The sequence below is a fragment of the Desulfitibacter sp. BRH_c19 genome (genome assembly GCA_001515945.1).
Lineage (GTDB): Bacteria > Bacillota > DSM-16504 > Desulfitibacterales > Desulfitibacteraceae > Desulfitibacter.
This window is the reverse complement of the sequence record LOER01000033.1, coordinates 101,707-120,962: the sequence shown is the minus strand read 5'-3', so window position 1 is coordinate 120,962 and position 19,256 is coordinate 101,707. Positions and strand designations below refer to the sequence as shown.

The following is a 19,256-nucleotide window of genomic DNA, read 5'->3' as shown; positions in this document are numbered from 1 at the left end:
GTTATTTACTTTTCTATAGTTTTATTTCCTAATAAATCCAAATAGTTTATAAAGTGCCTACTAAAATTCACCAGATCCTGCGAATATACTGTTAGATGAGAAAATATAATATATCTAAAGGAGATGTTAGTTTGAGAAAGAATAAGAAATGGTTAGCTATACTTATCGCTTTATTTTTTGTAATGAGTTTTTCCTTACCTGCTTTAGCAGGCAATCCCCAAGAGCAGGGAGTTGGTAATGGGCTAGACAAGGTTAAAGGCCAGCTGAAACATGAAAGGAATATAACAAATTTTAAGGCAATGGAAAAAAACATGATTAAGGTTAGAAACATGGACATTGATTCTGAACTTCCCTCAGTTATCAAAGAAGGGCGTACACTAATACCAGTTAGGGCCATTACCCAAGGCTTGGGAGCAAGCGTAGAGTGGAAGAATGAGATAGTTACTGTTTCAAGAGATGATATTGTCATAAAGTTTTATCTAGACGTAGAAGACGAAGACAATTATGGTAGGGTTACTGTAAGTAAGGATGGTGAAAGAGCACAAGATGTTGAAATTGACGCTCCTCCCGGATTTATTAACAACAGAGTTTTTGTACCCCTTAGATTTATTGCAGAAACGTTTGGTCTAAAAGTAAGTCATGATAAGAATACTGGTAAAATAAATATTGATGATGAAGAGGAAGATGAAGAGGAAGGCACTATTAGTGGTGAGGTTATAGATGAAGAAAAAGATCCTATTGAAAATGTAAAAGTATCTTTATTTATAGAAGATGATGAAGAGGATTACACTTATACAGATGAAGATGGTGAGTATGATTTTGAAGATATCCCATTTGGAAGATACACTATAAAATTCAACCACTATTTATATCAACCGGTCTCTAGAGCAGTATACGTTGATGAGGATGTACCACCTGTTAATATAGAGATGGAAGCAATAGACGATGACGATTTATTTGTTATTAGAGGTATGGTTACAGATGATGATGATAAACCTCTTGAAGATGTTAAGGTTAGCCTTAGCGTAATGCTTGATGATAAATATGAAGAATATGGAGAGGTTGATAGTACTGGTGATGATGGAAAATATTCAATAGATGTACCAGCTGGTACTTATTTGCTGGAATTTAGCCTAGATGAATATGAAACCAAAGAAATTAAGGTTATTGTAAAAAACACAAGAAGAGTCAAGAATGTTACATTAAGTTTTGATGACTAATAGGCACTAAATTCTTTAGATCAGATTGGAAGTATCTCTAATACACGTACTGCTTTGATGCAGTACGTGTATTTTTATGTGGTGAATGTGGAAAATGGATTCTAACCTAAAAGATTAAAGCCAACAAAATTATTGGCCTTTTCATTCAGGAAAAACGTCTATCAATAAACAGGATATCCCCTTGATAACTTGGATGCTTCAATATCACAAATTTCATGCATCTATCTTCATAGCAAATTCATAAATTATCCACAACATGCCCAAGCTATTTCTGTTATTATAAGACTTATGATTATTGTTTAACTTACAGGGAGGTTTGAATGTGGATAAGCTATTAAAAAATAAGAAGCTTTTAGTTTCGCTATTTGTAGCATTATTATTGGTTCTATTGTTCATAAACATGACTGCTACTCCAGAAAGTGATAATAAAGTAGTCAGTATTAATTCTCAACAAGCTAGAGATCTAATTGAAAGTGAACCTAATTTAATTATATTAGATGTTCGTGAGCCTCATGAGTTTCAAGGGGGGCATATTCCAGGAGCGATTTTAATACCTTTAGGCATTTTGCAGGAGCACCTAGATACCCTAAACCCAGATAGTCCGATACTGCTAGTGTGCAGAAGTGGAAATAGAAGTATGCAAGCAGCTAGAATTCTTGTAGATGAAGGATTTACTAATCTTTATAATTTATCTGGTGGAATGCTAGAATGGTCTTATGATGTTGAAATTGATTAGGTTTCCAAAAAAATCAGGCTCAGGCCTGATTTTTATCTTGGTTGAAAAGATTGGCAGCACGTGTTGTCTGACTCTTCACATACTCTACTTTGTAGACTTGAACGGACTTCAATGTTTGGAGCTTTACATCCACCTACTTGATCGTTATATATACATTCCTCTATTTGACAGTTGATATCATCAGGCATCAAGTATCACCTCCTTATTACGGGTAGTTTTCCAGTTTTTCTAGAAAGCTATCCAATAATAAGTAAATTGAATAAATTGTAACTAATATCGAATAATAGGAAGAAATAGGAGGTGATTTTGATGAAGCCTGGTGTGAAAAATTCTTTGCATGGTGAGGTAGAAAGCATAAAGCAAGATGAATTAATGGCCCAAGTTACCATGTGACTGGGTGGTTGAGGCCCTGATAGGCCACGACTCACGTCCGTGATGACGAGAGACAGTTTAGAAGAAGCAAACTTTAAGCAGGGAGATACTATTGATGCCCTAGTAGAGGCAATTAATGTAGTTATGGTAAAACACTAATAAGTATGGGCTAGGATATGAGAAACACTAAGCAGGCAGTATAATTTGCCTGCTTAGTGTTTTTTAGAATCAACTATTGAAATGCTTTTCTTTTTTGCGTATGATTAGTGAAGTATTATACACTTTTAAGGAGCTAACAAAATGAAAAATTCAAAGCTTAGTGAAAAAACCCTTGGATTAGTTTATGGTTTATTTGCATTTTCTGCATGGGGGCTTTTGCCTTTATATTGGAAAATGTTGAATCAGATTCCAGCAGACCAAATTCTTGCTCACCGTATCTTGTGGTCATTTGTTTTTGTGACAACTATTATTATATTTCTTGGAAAACTGAATAGTCTAAGAGACTATTTAATGAATAGAAAGAATTTATCTATACTATTGATTTGTTCAGTATTAATTTCTCTCAACTGGGGTACATATATTTGGGCAGTAAATTCTAACTTTGTTATAGAAGCTAGTATGGGATATTACATGCTACCTTTAGTATCCGTATTCTTAGGGGTAAGCTTCTTAAAAGAAAAATTTAATTTTTGGCAAGGTATAGCAGTAGGAATGGCTTTGATTGGAGTCGTTATAATGACGGTGCAGTATGGCAGGATACCCTGGATAGCACTTGTATTAGCTATCACCTTTGGATTATATGGGTTAACCAAAAAAATTCTTCAAGCAGAACCCATTATCGGTCTGGCTCTAGAGACAGCAATTATAGCGCCGGTAGCTCTAGGGTATATTATATTCAGACAAATCGACGGTAGTGGATCATTAGGTTCTGTATCTTTACCAGTAATACTTTTGTTGTTAGGTTCTGGGATAGCTACAGCTACTCCCCTATTATGGTTTGCTGAAAGTGCAAAGAGGCTTGAGTTATCTACAGTTGGTTTTATGGAGTATATAGCACCAACTATAAGCTTACTTCTTGGTGTGTTTGTATTTAAAGAAGCGTTCACAAGGATTCATTTAATAAGTTTTGGCTTCATATGGATGGCTCTAGTGATATATACTGTTTCTAAGACACGTAATATTAAAAGCGCGGAACCACTTAAACCAAAAGAAAGACCCCATCAAGCATAAAGTTTAATGCTATTAGAGAAATAGATTGCATAGGAATTAACAAGAGCATATCAACTTAATGAAAAAATAATAGTTCATCCTGTAATTTGACAGGATTTCACTAATTATTGTGGAAATATTTAGTATGCGTGGCACGCTGATAAAGGCTATTTCACTATCTTAGGGGGTGTATTTTTGAGCAAAATACAGGTTATTACAGATAGTTTGACTGATATACCAAAGGATATTATAGATAAGTATGACATTAAAATAGTACCGCTAAAGATTCATTTTGGGGAAGAAGAGTATATTGATGGTGTGGATTTAAGCTACCCTGATTTTTACAAAAAGCTGACTCAGATCAAGGAGTTGCCTAAGACGTCTCAAGTTACTCCACCTGCTTTTGTCGAAGTTTTTCAAAAAGCACTAGATGAAGGAAAGGAAATCCTCTGTATAAATGGCTCTTCCCGGGCTAGTGGAACCCATCAATCAGCTGTTCTAGCAAAAGCAGAGCTCAGTAATGCGCAAATAGATGTGGTGGACACCATGGGTTTATCCTTTGGAGGGGGGCTGGTTGTTTATGAAGCAGCAAAAATGGCTGAAGCTGGAATTAAAAGACAGGAAATTGTACAGAAAATTGAAGAGTTAAAACCTAAGGTAGACCACTTGTTTACGGTAGATACGTTAGAAAATTTAAAAAAGGGTGGTCGTTTAAAGCCTATGAAAGCGACGATAGCAAATATACTTAATATTAAACCTATTTTGACAGTCGTTGATGGTCTTGTTGAGCCTTTGGATAAAGTGAGGGGAAGTAAAAAGGTTATTCAAAAGATGATTGACCTTGCAAAAGAACGAGGTGGAAACTTTGCAGACAAAACTCTTGCCCTTGCACATGCAAATAGTCCTGATAAGGTAGAGCTATTTAGACAAGAAGTAATCAAGCAACTAAATCCAAAGGAAATGATAATTACTGAAATAGGTTGTACGATTGGAACCCACGCGGGGCCAGGTACTTTAGCTATTTTCTATTTTCGATAAGGGGATAAAACAAGAATATAAGGGAAATCTTTACTTAAGGTCTACTTGTACAATATGACAAGGTGAAGCCTAGTGGAGGTGACCCTTTGGTTGATTTTACAGAGATTTATCAGGCAATCCATCATTCTGTAATAGTTTTTATCCTATTAGTTACATTAACTCGTTTAATTGGTAAAAAACTGCTATCTCAAATGACATTCTTTGATTTTGTTACAGGTATTATAATTGGCACAATAGGTGGTGCTTACGTAACTATGGAGGTAGAGGGCTATTATGTCCTCATCAGTCCAATAGTACTAACTTTGTTTGTGGTAGCTTTAGGTTACTTATCCTTGAAAAGTATACCAGCTAGAAAACTAATAGAAGGTGAACCCCTTGTCATGGTGCAAAATGGCAAGATATATGAGAAAAATATGAGTAAAATACGTTATAATCAGGATGACCTGATGATGCAACTTCGGGAAAAGGGAGTATTTGATTTAAGTGAAGTTGAGTTTGCTATTTTAGAACCCCATGGACAGCTAAGTGTTCTGAAGAAAAGTCAGTACTTGGCAGCTACACCAAAGGATTTAAACATTAGCACCAACTATAAAGGTGTATCCTCTGAAATCATTAGAGATGGTAGTATAGTAGAACAGAACTTGAAACAAAATAGCCTTACACATGAATGGTTGTATAATGAGCTTTCAGCAAAAAGCATTAAGAACATAAGAGATGTTTTCTTGGCTACCTTATCAACAGATGGTAACCTATATGTTGATTTGCAGGAGGATGATCCCGAATATATTCAAGAGACAGAAGATGATGATTCTGTTATCTAAGAAAAAACCATTGTCTGCCTTGCAGTAGTAATCTTACTGCTTTTTTTTTATACCTTCAAAGGGTTTATGATTAGTTTGTAGAAAGTGTATTCTAGTAAAGTGCCTTAAAAAAATGGAGTGGATTAAAATTCAATTATCTAAAAGCTATCAAGAAATATTAAAAGGCTTTGAAAAGCAGGAAGGATTTCCTAAAGGGACCTTAGAGACAATAATCTCTCTTTCGGAATTTCCACAATATACAGCTTGTCCTAGTCCATTCATATTTGATTTTATAAAGCAACATGGCAAGGTCTACGATGAAGAAAGTGACAATTATCAACGCTATCCATTTACTGCCGATGTAGAAGAAGGAAAAAATGAGCCAATCTATAAAGCCCATTCTTATCATACTAAAGTACCGTATAAGGCAATAATGAGATATATTCTTCATTATACGGGGCCTGGAGATACTGTCTTAGACTGCTTCTGCGGAACTGGTATGACAGGGGTTGCAGCCCAAATGTGTGAAAAACCTGAGGAAGATTTTAAATTGCAAATAGAACAAGAAATGGGAGATGTCAGTTGGGGAAATCGAAAGGCTCTATTAAATGATTTGTCTCCAGCAGCCACATTTATTGCATATAATTACAACATACCAGTAGATTTAAAAGCTTTTCAAGGAGAAGCCCAAGAAGTTTTAGAAGCAGTTAAAAAAGAATGCCAGTGGATGTATGAGACCAGACATATTATAAATGGCTACTTACAAATGGATATTTTGGGACAACCGGTTATGGGATGGATCAATTATACTATTTGGTCTGATATATTTTTCTGTCGCTACTGTGGGGAGGAAATAATATTCTGGAAAGAAGCGGTGGACAAGGCATCTGGAAAAGTTTTAGCGGAGTTTCCTTGCCCATTTTGTGAGCAGACTATTTCTAAGTCTAAAATGCAAAGGGTCTATGTAGATACATTTGATAACGATTTACAAAAGACAATTACCATTGCCAAGCAAATTCCAGTAAGAATAAACTATTCAGTTAATGGGAAGAGATTTGAAAAGGAAATAGATGACTATGATTTAGAAACTATTAATAAAATAGAGGAATTCAAGATTCCTTACAGTTACTCCACCAAAGAAATTCCAGAAGGACACAATACAGTTCAACCGAGAAATTCCCATGGAATAACCCATGCCCATCATTTTTATACAAAACGCTCGTTATATATCCTAGCAGCCTTTGCGGATAAGGCTAGACAAAAATCCAACCGGCTATTATGGTTTGTTACAGCTGTAACCGAAGGTTCATCTAAATTAAATCGTGAAAGACCTGCTGGGCTTCCCAGCAAACTAAATGGAACTTTATACATTAGTTCCATGATTAGAGAGATTAATGTTCTGGATTTCTTAAAAAGAAAAATAAAAAAATATAAAACTGCTGGTAATCAAGGTCAAGTTATGCTTCAATGTACTTCAACTACTAATCTTAACACCATTCCAGTTAATAGCTGTGATTATATATTTACAGATCCTCCATTTGGAGCAAATATAATGTACTCGGAACTCAATTTCCTCTGGGAAGCCTGGTTGGGTGTATTTACTGACAACCACCCTGAGGCAATTATGAATAAAGTACAAGGTAAAGGATTAAATGACTATCACCAGCTCATGGAAAATTGTTTTAGGGAAATGTATCGTGTTCTTAAGCCGGAGCGGTGGCTTACACTAGTTTTTAGTAATTCCAAAAACCAGGTTTGGAATGCAATTCAGGAAGCTCTTCTAAAAACCGGCTTTAAAATTGCAGACGTAAGTGTATTAAATAAAAAGCAGGGAAGTTTTAAACAGTTAACAACCAATTCAGCGATGAAAGAGGATTTGGTAGTATCAGCTTACAAACCAAAAATACCCACTACCGTAGAAGCCAAAGTAATGGATGGAACGGAAGAGGGGGTATGGGATTTTGTAACTAAACATTTGGAAAATCTTCCATCGTCAGAAAGGCAGAATTTTATGATTTTTGATCGAATGGTAGCCTATCATTTAGAAAATGGTTTCACCATCCCCCTAGGGGCAATAGATTTTTATAAGGGCTTAGAAAAAAGATTTCCAAAAATAAATGGATTGTACTTTCTGCCTTCGCAACTTAAATGATGTAAGTATTTACTTTTAATTCCAGATAGTTGAAATTATAAGAATGGGTGATTAAATGTAACATAATTCATGCTTAGGCTAAAATAGGGATGAATATCCCCTTATAATCCGATTAGACTTCTATGCCAAGCTCACATACATTATACATAGGAGAAATTGTCGTTTTAAGGGGGATCTTTTGTGAATTTGTTGACTAGAAAGTATGCTTTACCTTTTGCTGTTATTCTTTCATTATTACTGGCCCTTACCTTTGTCGGATGTTCTCAAAACATTTTTATGGTAGTTGATCAAGGTCAAGGCGATCAAAATCAAAAAGAAGAGGTAGAGGAAGAGAATGAAATTGACCTGGAAGAACAGAAAAGACTTGAAGAAGAGCGATTAAAAGAAGAAAGAACTCAACGGGAATTAGTCTTAAAAGAAGAGCTTGGTGCTTTTTTTGTCCCCCTACCACCACTAGAACTAGAAGAGAATCCACCTGTAAAAGCAAGAGGACTCTATCTAACAGGTAATAGTGTGGGACAAACTGACAGGTTTAATAAGTTGATGGATCTAGTCACAACCACAGAGTTAAATTCGCTGGTAATTGATGTAAAAAATGACCATGGAGTAATGAGTTACAAAAGTGAAATTGAAATAGTACAAGAAGTAGGTGCTAATCGATCTGTACCTATCAAGGATATAAAAGTTGCAATGGAAAAAATAAAGGAAAGAGATATATACCCAATCGCGCGGATTGTAGTTTTTAAAGATCCACACCTGGCAGAGCAAAGGGCTGAATGGGCAATTCAAAGAAATGGCGGTGGAACTTGGCGTGATAACAAAGGGGTAGCATGGATTAACCCTTATGAAAAAAAGGTTTGGGATTATAACATTGCTATCGCTAAGGAAGCTGCTTTAATGGGATTTAGGGAGATACAGTTTGACTATGTGCGTTTCCCAGAAAATGCCAAAAGGGTAGACAAAGAAGCATATTATCCAGGAGAAGATGGGTTGGCAAAGGACGATGCGATCAAAGAATTTTTAGAATATGCCAGAGAACAGCTAGAAGAGTACAATGTACATATAGCGGCGGATACTTTTGGTGTAATTGCTACTTCGTGGGGAGATTCTGATAGAATAGGGCAAACTTGGGAAAAGGTTGCAGCAAATGTGGAATATAATTGTCCCATGATTTATCCAAGTCATTATGGGCCTGGTTACTTTGGGTATCCAGTTCCTGACGCCCACCCAGCTGGAACAGTAACAAGGGCTTTAACAGATGCTATTAAGCGAAATGCATCATTAGAAAATCCAGCCATAATCAGACCCTGGTTGCAGAGCTTTACTGCATCATGGATTCAGGGAAACATTCGTTATGGTGCAAAGGAAGTTAGAGCACAAATTGATGCTGCTTTGGCATTAGGAATAGATGAATACCTAATATGGAATGCGGGGAATAGTTATATTTCTGAAGCCTTCTTAACTGAAGAAGAATTTCAGCAAAGAAAGAAAGAGTTTAAGGATTCCTTAGAAGAAAAAGGACATGATGTATTAGGAAGAACTATTAGGACAGCACTTGACGATTATATGGAGGCTGTTTCTAAAAAGAAATGGAGAGAAGCATTAGTCTTACATGGAACTGACTTTACAATTAGTTATAATGAATATAAACCTTGGATGGACAGTTGGACAGGCAAGTTAGTTTCTTATGATATTAAACCAGTCTCAGAGGAAGGTAAGAAAGCTGTTTTTGAAATTGATATTGTAGTAACAATAGATAAAACAGAGTATAAAATAGAAGGTCAAATGTTCCAGGTATATAAGGAAAACAACATCTGGAAGGTAAAGCCTTCTAAGGAATTTCTTGCTCTTTTAACCTATAAACCAGAACCCGAAGTTGAACTAGAACAAGAATTAGAGTTTGAAGACCAATAAGTGAACTCGTTCAGCCAAAGCTGAACATCGGGGAATCAGATGGAGACTCTGCTCCACCTGATTTAGTCATATGGGGGACATTCCTGGTTCTACTCACAGGTGTGTCCCCTTTCCTTAAGAGAAGTGGGCGCCTTAACCCAGATAAAATATTATGGATAAATTAGATAAAAAGCTCCTGGAGATGGGTACATACCTTACTTTTCCAGGAGCTTTCTATTTTTAGGTGACTCTTTTAAGCATAATTCGACACTATGTTTGTTATATAATCAAAGAAAAGCAATAAAATAGAAAATAAAGAAAAAAATATCAAATTATGGGTCAAAATGGGGGTTTAGAAGTGATAATCAGGAAAAGGGTTTATTTAACCCTTGGAGTTATTTTTGTTTGTTGGGCCTTTATTGCTGTTGCAACTATAAATCATTATGCAAGAAATTTATATGAAATGAATAGAAATATAGTAGAAAATCTTATTTTTTTTCCAGTATTTTTGGGAATGGTTGCGGTTTTTTTATTCCTGTTATTTTTGGACAAGAGTATTTTATCACGGTTAATAGAATTAAGTAGAGACATAAAAGCTATAGGCCAAAATTACAGCCTAGCTAAAAGACTAAGACTAGATTATAAAGAAAATGAATTCGGTATATTAGCAAAAGAAATAAATAATATGCTTGATAATATACAAGATTCCCAAATTGTGATAAGAGATAGCGAGGAAAAATATCGCTGCTTGATTGAACAAGCCACAGATGGAATATTTATTGTAGATCTAGATGGAAATTATGTGGATGTTAATCAAAGTGGATGTAATTTGCTAGGATATATAAAAGAAGAGCTACTACAAATGAATATGGTTAATATAGTACCAGAAAACCAAATTGATAGGCTTAATAATGCATTTAAAGATATGTTAAATGAACAAAATCATATGGGTGAATTGCATCTGAAGAAAAAGGATGGCACATTTGTGTCCGTAGAAATATCTGCAATAAGGCTATTAAATGGTCAATTGATGTCTGTGGTACGTAATATTACCGAGAGTGCAAAAGCTATTAGAGATTTAAAAGATAGTGAAAAAAGATTTAGCCTTATTGCAAAAAATTATCCAAATGGCTTTATTATCCTTCATGATAGAAACTATAATTATCTTATGGTAGAAGGAAAAGGGTTAGAGGAGATGGGTTATACGCAAGAATCCTTTTTAGGTAAATCAATGTGGGAAGTTTTGCCATCTAAGTCATGCAAATATATGGAACCCTTCCTAGAAGCTGCCTTTAACGGTGAAGAATCTAACTTTGAGGCAACTTGGCATAATAATACCTACTTAGAAACAGTCATACCTTTTCATCGTGAAAATGGAGAAATTACTACAATCATGTGTGTTGTGCAAAATATATCACAACGGAAAAGGATAGAAGAGGAATTAATCAAGGCGGATAAGTTGGAGGCAGTAGGCCTTTTAGCAGGTGGAATTGCCCATGATTACAATAATATCTTAACAATTATGTTAGGTAATATAGCTTTAGCTAAGAGATATGAAGAAGTGGATAAAATAAAGGAAAAGCTGGAAAACCTAGAGCAGATAACGCTACAGGCCAGGGATTTAACTAAGCAATTATCAGTTTTTGCAAAGGGAGGAGCACCAGTCAAAAAAACTATTTTCCTTGAACGTTTATTAAGAGATAGTATAAATATAGCTTTAAGTGGTACTAATGTGTCCTGTAACTTCAACTTTATGAAAGAATTGTATCCTGTAAAAGTTGATGAGGGGCAGATTAGCCAAGTCATCAATAATATTGTCATTAATGCAGTTCAATCAATGCCTGATGGTGGCAACCTTTGGGTATTAGCGGAAAACATTAATATGAAAACTGAGCGGAAATTCAACAATATTCCATTAAATGATGGAGAATACGTAAAAATTATTATTATAGATGAGGGCATTGGGATACCGCAGGAAAATTTGCAGAAAATTTTTGATCCATTCTTTACTACGAAAGACAACGGATCTGGGCTAGGACTAGCAACTACTTATTCTATAATAAAAAATCATGATGGTTTTATTAATGCAGAAACGGAGGAAGGTGTAGGAACTAGCCTTTACATTTATCTGCCTATGTCATCGGATACCTTATATAAAACTAATGAAGATACAATTGTCAAAGGTACTGGAAGAGTTTTAATTATGGATGATGAGGAAGGAATAAGAACTCTTGCAGGTGAAATGCTCTCTACCCTTGGATATGAAGCAGACTTTGCTTCAGATGGAGAAGAAGCAATTGAAAAGTATTTAATGGCAAGAAAGTCTGGTAACGGATTTGACGCTGTTATAATGGATTTAACTATTCCTGTTGGTATGGGAGGAAAGACTGCTGTTAAAGAGTTGATTGATTTAGATGAAAATGTTAAAGTTATTGTATCTAGTGGATACTCACATGACCCAGTTATGGCCAATTATAGGGATTACGGTTTTAGAGGGATAATTCCCAAGCCTTATAAAATTGAAGATTTTTCAAGAGTATTACACAAAGTAATTAATGATGGCAGCGAAAGAATGCTCATATATTCTAAGAAGGAGAAAAAAACTACTGCAGTCTAAGGGAGGCAAATTGATGACACCTAAAGTACTAATAGCAACTAAGATTCCACCAGAAGTAGAAAAGTACATAGGAGAACATTGTAGTTATTATAAATGGGAAGGACAGAATCCTATTTCAAGAGAAGATTTGTTAAGAATACTTGCAGAGAATAGCGATATTGAAGGTTTATTACTTAAATATCATAAAACAGATAAAGAGCTGCTGGATCTTGTACCTAATTTAAAGGTGATTAGTAATGATGCAGTTGGATATGATAATTTTGATATAGCCTTAATGAAAGAAAGGGGAATAATTGGCACAAATACGCCATCTGTACTGGATGAAACTGTAGCCGACACAGCTTTTGCATTAATGCTTGCTGCTTCTAGGAGAGTGACAGAGCTGGATAAATATGTCAAAGATGGTCTCTGGGTGGATGGACCTGAGGATCGTTTTTATGGGTATGATGTACATGGCTCTACTTTAGGTATTATAGGTATGGGGAGAATTGGAGAAGCGGTAGCAAGAAGAGGTAAGCTTGGTTTTAACATGAATGTCATCTATCACAACCGCAGTCGAAAGCCACATGTAGAGGAAGCATTAGGGGTAGAATATAAGCCCTTGGATCAGCTCCTGAAGGACTCTGATTTTGTTGTGGTCCTTACTCCACTAACCCCAGAAACAAAATATTTAATGGATCAAAAGGAATTCTCCTTAATGAAAAATACAGCAGTATTTATCAATATTTCTAGAGGTAAAACTGTAAATGAAAAAGCACTTATAAAGGCCTTAAAGGAAAGAAGGATTTATGCTGCTGGCTTGGACGTATTTGAAGAAGAGCCTGTAGATCCCAATAATCCACTTTTAAAAATGAAAAATGTAGTTACTATTCCGCATATAGGTTCCGCAACCGCTAAAACACACCATGCTATGGCTGCCCTTGCTGCAAAGAATTTAGTAATAGCATGTACTGGAGGACAACCCCCAAATCTTGTTAAGGAATTGAAGTAAGTTCTTAATTCAGGGCAAGTTAGTCAGTTCAAAGGGCCTTCTAAATAGAAGGCTCTCACTTTTCATCCCAATAGAATACAAGCTTCTTATTTTTTAACTATTACTCCAGCCTTTTTTTCTAGAACCTGGATAAGAGCTGACATATCTAGTTCTGCTAAACCCTCATCTATAGCTGTTACGAAAAGATTTTCTGCAGTTTGCCCAGCGGTAGGTTCTATTCCTGCTTGCTTAACTAGTTCGTTTGCTAATTTTACATCCTTCAGAATATATTTTATTTGGCCACCTGGCTGAAAGTTTCTATCCAGAACATACTCTTCCATATGTCTACGTAATATTTTACTGTCGCCGTAACTAGTTTTCAATAGATCATATAATTGCGTAGAGTTTAATCCTAAAGCAACACCTGTTACCATTGCTTCAGAAACTGCTAAAGAATTGATTGCTACAAGGTATTGATTGATTAATTTGGCAGCACTACCAAGTCCAGAGTTACCAAAATATTGGATGTTTTTTCCCAGCACATTAAGGATAGGAAGAATTGTTTCAAAGGCTTCTTTATCACCGCCAACCATAATTGAAAGGGAACCGCTTACTGCTCCTTCGGGCCCTCCACTGATGGGTGAGTCTAAATAAATAATTCCATTTTCCATTGCTAGCTTAGCTAGTTTGATACTTGTATCCATTCCTACTGTTGTGAAGTCAAGACATATACTGCCCGGCTGTAAGTTATTTAGAATACCATCTTCCTTTGTATATACTTCAATTACATCAGCTGGCATGGAAAGGCAAGTCAATATTATTTCGGAATCTTTTGCTAAAGAGGCTATATTTAGTGCCGCTTTGGCTCCCTGTTCAATAAATGGTTGCATCTTTTCCTGAGTTCTATTAAATACTGCAAGGTCATAACTAGCGTCTAATAATCGCCTTGCCATTTCACTTCCCATAGTTCCCAATCCTATAAAACCTAATTGTGTCATCAAATTTCCCCCTAAACTGAACTATCTAATACTTCTGCCACCATCAATAGGCATTGCAACACCAGTAATAAATGAAGCTTCGTCACTAGCTAAAAATAAGGCTGCATAGGCCACTTCAGTAGCTTCTCCAAAACGTCCCATAGGACTCTTAGCTAGTAAAGCATCTATCATATCATTTCCTGCTGTCTTAAATAAATCTTCGAGCATTTTTGTTTTTATACTGCCAGGGCATATACAGTTTACTCTTATACCCTTATTTGCATAATCCATGGCCATTGCTTGGCTTAGAGACACCATGCCGCCTTTGCTTGCACAGTATGCTGCTAAATTAACGTTGCCTCTAATGCCATTTAATGAGGAGATATTAACTATTGAACCTTTTCTTTGTGCAAGCATATGAGGGACTGAATATTTGCTGCAAAGAAAAGCACTTGTTAAATTAACATCTATAATTTTCTGATATAGTTTAAGGGGCGTATCCACAACAGTACCTGATGGATTTATTCCAGCGTTATTAATGAGTATATCTACTTTTCCGTAAGTATCAATGGCTCTTTGTACTAATTCTTTTGCCCCAGTCTCTGTGGATACATCTGATATAACGAAAAGCATATCATCATTATCCTGAATATAGTTAAAATTAGTTTCATCTAACTCATTAATATCTCCAAGTACTACCTTTGCACCTTCTTTCTGGAATAATAAGCCGGTAGCCAATCCAATACCTCCGCTACCACCAGTTATGATAGCTACTTTATTCTGCAATCTCAAATCAAAACCCCCTTATTTATCTAATACTACAAAAAAGTTGTTTTTTATATTGTTTCTTCATTCTAGTCATATTTCCTGCTAATCCTGTTAGCCTACTTTCACCATAAATAATTTCCACTAAATGGGTTAAATATGAAGGAAATATTCACTACTGTATAGAATAGAATACTATATATAATTATCAGAAAATTTAAACAAAGGAGGCCGTGCTATGGAGTGTATATCATTCTTGCATAACGTAATGCCCTTTAGTTCCTTACCAAAAGTCACCCTCATTCAAGTATGTTCAAAAATGAATTTAAAAAAATACTCTCAACATAGTTATGTTTTTAAGAAAGGGGAGACATCACATAATAGATTATATTTAGTCTATAAAGGACTTGCTGAAGTTGTAGTTTCTACAGAAAATCAGGATATCGGTGTATCATATAGGAAACCTGGGGATCTTTTTGGTGAAACTGTCTTCTTAAGCAGAAGTACTTATCCGGCATCAGTAAAGGCTGTTGAGGATTTATTTTGCTTTATCCTTGATAAGGATACATTTGAAGACTTATGCATGAAACATCCATGCTTTGCAAAGCACTTTAACCACATTCTTTCTGAAAGAATGCGTTCGGTTTACCAGGAGCTTGTGATGTCTCAGTCTTATGAATTGCCAGGTTTAGAGTTAAACCTTTTTAGAAATCCACTAAAAGACATGATGGTTAGCCCTGTTGCTATTTGTTATGAAAATGAAAAAGTACAGAGAGTAGCAGATATTATGAAAAGTAGAAATATAAGCTCTGTAGTTGTACTAAATGAAGATGATAGACACATTGGTATTATAGCTGAAAGGGATATGGTAGCTAAATGCCTTGTATCATGTACTCCACCTAACAATTGGCCTAGTGCAAAAGAGGTAATGAATTCCCATCCCATTGAACTCTCACCAGATGATTCGTTTCATCAGGGTCTTTTAGCAATGATTAAGAATAAATGTAAGCATATTCTTATAACTGAGGAAAATGAATTAAGGGGAATAGTTTCAATGGGAGATTTAGTTAAGTTTAGAAGCATGGGAGCCTTTAGTGTGATAGATGAAATTGAAAATCAAGATAGCCTTATGGGGTTAAAGGGTTTGGGTCCCCAAGTGGATAACGTTTTAAAGGCACTGGTTTCAGAAAAGGCACCGCCAGTTGAAATCTGTGAACTGATAACAGAATATAAAGACAGAATTACAAGGAAAGTCATAGAGTTATGTGAACAAGAAATGGTAAGAGAAGGTCTTGGATTTCCCCCAGTAGATTATTGCTGGGTCACAATGGGTAGCGGAGGTAGAAAAGAGCAGCTGCTAACCATGGACCAGAATAATGGAATAATATTTGATAATGTGTATTCTGAGAAACAAGGGTACGTTAATGATTATTTTTTGAGGCTGGCTGGTAAAATAGTAAAGGGACTAGAAGATATTGAGTATGCAAAATTCAGGGGTAAGATAGTTGCCAATGATCCAAGATGGTGCTTGTCATCAAGTAGGTGGGAATTAAGAGTTAAAAAGTGGTCTGAAGGGTTAGACCCCCAAGATGTAGTTTATATCACAACCTTTCTTGATTTTAGACCTGTGTATGGCAGAAAAATATTAGCAGATAACCTAAAAAAAATTTCCATGGATGTTCTGTCAAAGCCACAACTGCTTAATTTAATGGTAGGAGAAGAGCTGAAAGGCGAGATACCTACTAAGCTCTTTAAAAGATTAATAACTGACACCAAGAAGGCTCTAGAGTTAGAAATTAATTTAAAAACCCAAGCATGTGTTCATGTAGTCAATTGTATTAGAATACTATCGTTAAAAGAAGGCATCCTAGAAACATCAACCTTGAAAAGGCTTCAGCAGTTAATGAAAAAAGGAGTAGTGCCGAAAGAGGATGCGGAATATATAGAAGCTGCTTATCAGTCTCTAATAGTCTTTCGATTAAAGAGCAACCTAGATCAGCTAAAAGTTGGAAAGGAACCTGATAATTTAATAAATACGCGTAATCTTAGTCGAATGCAATATTTAGCATTAAAGGAGGCTTTAATTGCAGTTAGTCAGCTTCAAAGCTACATAAAATCAAATTTCAGCTCATGAGTTTATATTAAAAAAATCCAATTTCTACTATAATTAACTTATAAAAACTAAAATTCAAAAACCATAAGTACTTTAAAAATATCATAGAAAGGAGCGTGTCGCTCTTCTCCCCTGGATTAATCCAGGGGAGAAGAGCACATGTCTAGGGTGGTTATATTTTGAAAGTTGCAATAGTGTACAACAGAGATAGCCAAGCAGTAATTAACCTTTTTGGTGTTCCTAATAGGGAGAAGTATGGTCTGCAAACAATCAATATGATTAGGGACGCAATTAAAGCTGGTGGAAAACAGGTCAAGACCTTTGAAGGTGACAAGAACATTATAAGTAAGCTTGAAGAATTTATGCCATCTGTAATATCTGGTGAAAGACCAGGACTTGTTTTTAATTTAAGCTATGGGATTCAGGGAAGAGCACGTTATACTCATATTCCCAGTATTTTAGAAATGCTGGGGGTTCCTTACGTCGGTTCTGATCCCCAGACTCATGCCATAGCTTTGGATAAGGTAGTCACTAAAATAATTTTAAAAGAAAAAGGGATGCCTACGCCTAAATTTGCAGTATTAGAAAATCCTAGACAAGCTCTAACAGACGATTTAGCTTATCCCCTTATCGTTAAACCAAAGGACGAAGCAGTATCATTTGGTTTAAGGATAGTTAACAATGAAGAGGAATTAAGAGAAGGTGCAAAGGTAATTTGGGATATGTTTCAAGGAGCAACCTTGGTGGAGGAATATATTGAGGGCAGGGAGGTCAATGTTGGTCTTCTTGGAAATGATCCAGTAGAAGCACTTCCTCTAGTAGAATTAGTTTTCGGTGAGGGGGAGCAGATATATACCTATGAAGATAAAATAAGTAAAAGTGGTAGGACAATCGAAAAAATATGTCCTGCACCACTTTCTGAAGATGAAACTAAAAAGGTACAGGAGCTAGCAGTAGCTGCCTTTAAGGCAATAGGCTGCTTTGATTGTGCAAGGGTAGATTTTAGAATTGACAAACAAGGCAATCCTTATATTTTAGAAATAAACTCCATGCCAAGCCTTGGTGCTGGTGGCTCTTATGTTTATGCAGCTGGCAAGATGGGCTTAAATTATGGAGATCTAGTAAATCGTTTTATTGAAACTGCAGCTAAAAGGTATTTTGGAACTTCTCTGTTGACTCCCTTTATTCATGAACGTCAAAACAAAAAGGAAACTGATGTATTTCGCTTTCATACAAAAAACAGGGACAAGATGGAAGAATGTTTAAAGGCATGGACAAATCTTCCTAGCTGGACTGATGATGTTGTAGGTTTAAGTACGGTAGTAAGGCGGTTTGAGGAAAGGATTACAAAACTAGGACTAAAGCCAGTAGATGAGTTTACCAATGGACGTTCTGCCTGGACCTGGCAAACCAAAGCTGGTTTGAATCAGGGAACATTGCTAGTTGTTCCTGTGGATGTCCCAAGAGATAGGGGAGGATATCCGGTTCCATTTCGCAAAGATCCAGAATGGCTTTATGGGGAGGGTATAGGCTCTAGTAGAGCTGGCATAGTATGTATATTACAAACACTAGAAGCTTTACGTTTTATTAAAAAACTACATACATCAAAGATTGGTGTGTTTATTTATTCTGATGAAGGAAGGGGAATGCGTTACAGCAGTTCATTCTTGCGAAATGCTGTTAGTAATGCACGCCAAGTTTTGGTTTTGCAGCCTGGCTTTAAAGGAGGTAAGGTTGTAGATCAACGTCGCGGATCTCGCAAGTTTAGTATTCTCGTTGAAGGAGGTTCCTTGAGAATTGGCTCAAAGAATACTCAACTAGATGTTTTAAGCTGGTTTTTGCATAGAATAGACAGGATCATGGCCCTTAATCAACCAGAAAAAAAGCTCTCTGTTGCTGTTCAAGAAATAAACTCTGAAAGGCACAGTATGCTCTTGCCACATAGGGTTCGCTTAACATTATATGTGACTTATTTAAATAATACATTAGCAGATAATACTGAAAAACAAATTGAAAAAATCTTTACTGGAGATACAAAAGGTATAAATGTTTATATTGAAAAACTAGAAGATAGAGCTCCTCTGATAAGAAGCAGAACCAAGAACCCAGTTATCATAAGTCTTAAAAGTCTTTGTGAAGAGTGGAAGCTACCTTTTGGAGTAGAATCAAGCTTGCTCCCTTCAGCTGGGGGTGAAGGACCTTCTAAAGTGCCTGTTGTTTGCGGTGTTGGGCCTGCTTGCAAAGACCTTTATACACCCAATGAAGCAGTTCACAGAGGTGAACTTTTACAAAGGCTATTATTGCTCACACTATTTTTACTACGAGATTAATTGTGTGATACAAATTTCTGCTTTCTGTTTAAACTAATAAGCAGGGTAGCTTAGTAACACACTA

General features: G+C 35.9%; 13 protein-coding genes. 11 read left to right on the top strand and 2 right to left on the bottom strand.

Annotated elements, in window-relative coordinates:
• Window positions 1-131: 131 nt before the first annotated feature.
• From APF76_11275 to APF76_11235, 9 genes are all read left to right on the top strand, one after another.
• Window positions 132-1,220, top strand: coding sequence for a hypothetical protein (locus APF76_11275; GenBank protein ID KUO50284.1), 1,089 nt, complete (start codon window positions 132-134; stop codon window positions 1,218-1,220).
• A gap of 322 nt (window positions 1,221-1,542) precedes the next feature.
• Window positions 1,543-1,956 (top strand): hypothetical protein, encoded by a 414-nt coding sequence (locus APF76_11270; GenBank protein ID KUO50283.1) that lies wholly within the window; start codon window positions 1,543-1,545, stop codon window positions 1,954-1,956.
• A gap of 672 nt (window positions 1,957-2,628) precedes the next feature.
• On the top strand, window positions 2,629-3,558 hold the full coding sequence (locus APF76_11265) for a transporter (GenBank protein KUO50282.1): 930 nt from the start codon (window positions 2,629-2,631) through the stop codon (window positions 3,556-3,558).
• Window positions 3,559-3,732: 174 nt separating this feature from the next.
• Entirely contained in the window at window positions 3,733-4,575 is an 843-nt protein-coding gene (locus APF76_11260; GenBank protein ID KUO50281.1) for a fatty acid-binding protein DegV, read from the top strand.
• Window positions 4,576-4,766: 191 nt separating this feature from the next.
• Complete coding sequence (locus tag APF76_11255; GenBank protein ID KUO50387.1) at window positions 4,767-5,396, top strand: hypothetical protein; 630 nt, start codon at window positions 4,767-4,769, stop codon at window positions 5,394-5,396.
• Between the two features lie 112 nt (window positions 5,397-5,508).
• Window positions 5,509-7,527: a hypothetical protein gene (locus APF76_11250; GenBank protein ID KUO50280.1), complete on the top strand. Its 2,019-nt coding sequence runs from the start codon at window positions 5,509-5,511 to the stop codon at window positions 7,525-7,527.
• Window positions 7,528-7,707: 180 nt separating this feature from the next.
• Window positions 7,708-9,441: a hypothetical protein gene (locus tag APF76_11245; protein ID KUO50279.1), complete on the top strand. Its 1,734-nt coding sequence runs from the start codon at window positions 7,708-7,710 to the stop codon at window positions 9,439-9,441.
• Between the two features lie 337 nt (window positions 9,442-9,778).
• On the top strand, window positions 9,779-12,037 hold the full coding sequence (locus APF76_11240) for a hypothetical protein (protein KUO50278.1): 2,259 nt from the start codon (window positions 9,779-9,781) through the stop codon (window positions 12,035-12,037).
• Window positions 12,038-12,050: 13 nt separating this feature from the next.
• The gene (locus APF76_11235) at window positions 12,051-13,028 is read left to right on the top strand and encodes a D-glycerate dehydrogenase (GenBank protein KUO50277.1); all 978 of its coding nucleotides are present in this window, start codon (window positions 12,051-12,053) and stop codon (window positions 13,026-13,028) included.
• An 86-nt stretch (window positions 13,029-13,114) separates the two neighbouring features.
• Here the strand turns inward: APF76_11235 and APF76_11230 are convergent, their stop codons facing one another.
• On the bottom strand, window positions 13,115-14,005 hold the full coding sequence (locus APF76_11230; GenBank protein ID KUO50276.1) for a 3-hydroxyisobutyrate dehydrogenase: 891 nt from the start codon (window positions 14,003-14,005) through the stop codon (window positions 13,115-13,117).
• Window positions 14,006-14,026: 21 nt separating this feature from the next.
• Complete coding sequence (locus APF76_11225) at window positions 14,027-14,776, bottom strand: hypothetical protein (protein KUO50275.1); 750 nt, start codon at window positions 14,774-14,776, stop codon at window positions 14,027-14,029.
• 211 nt (window positions 14,777-14,987) lie between these two features.
• Between APF76_11225 and APF76_11220 the strand changes: the two genes are divergently transcribed.
• Window positions 14,988-16,883 (top strand): hypothetical protein, encoded by a 1,896-nt coding sequence (locus APF76_11220; protein KUO50274.1) that lies wholly within the window; start codon window positions 14,988-14,990, stop codon window positions 16,881-16,883.
• A 158-nt stretch (window positions 16,884-17,041) separates the two neighbouring features.
• Window positions 17,042-19,192 carry a D-alanine--D-alanine ligase gene (locus APF76_11215; GenBank protein ID KUO50273.1) on the top strand — a complete coding sequence of 717 codons (2,151 nt, stop codon included), beginning with the start codon at window positions 17,042-17,044 and terminating at the stop codon, window positions 19,190-19,192.
• Window positions 19,193-19,256: the final 64 nt, after the last annotated feature.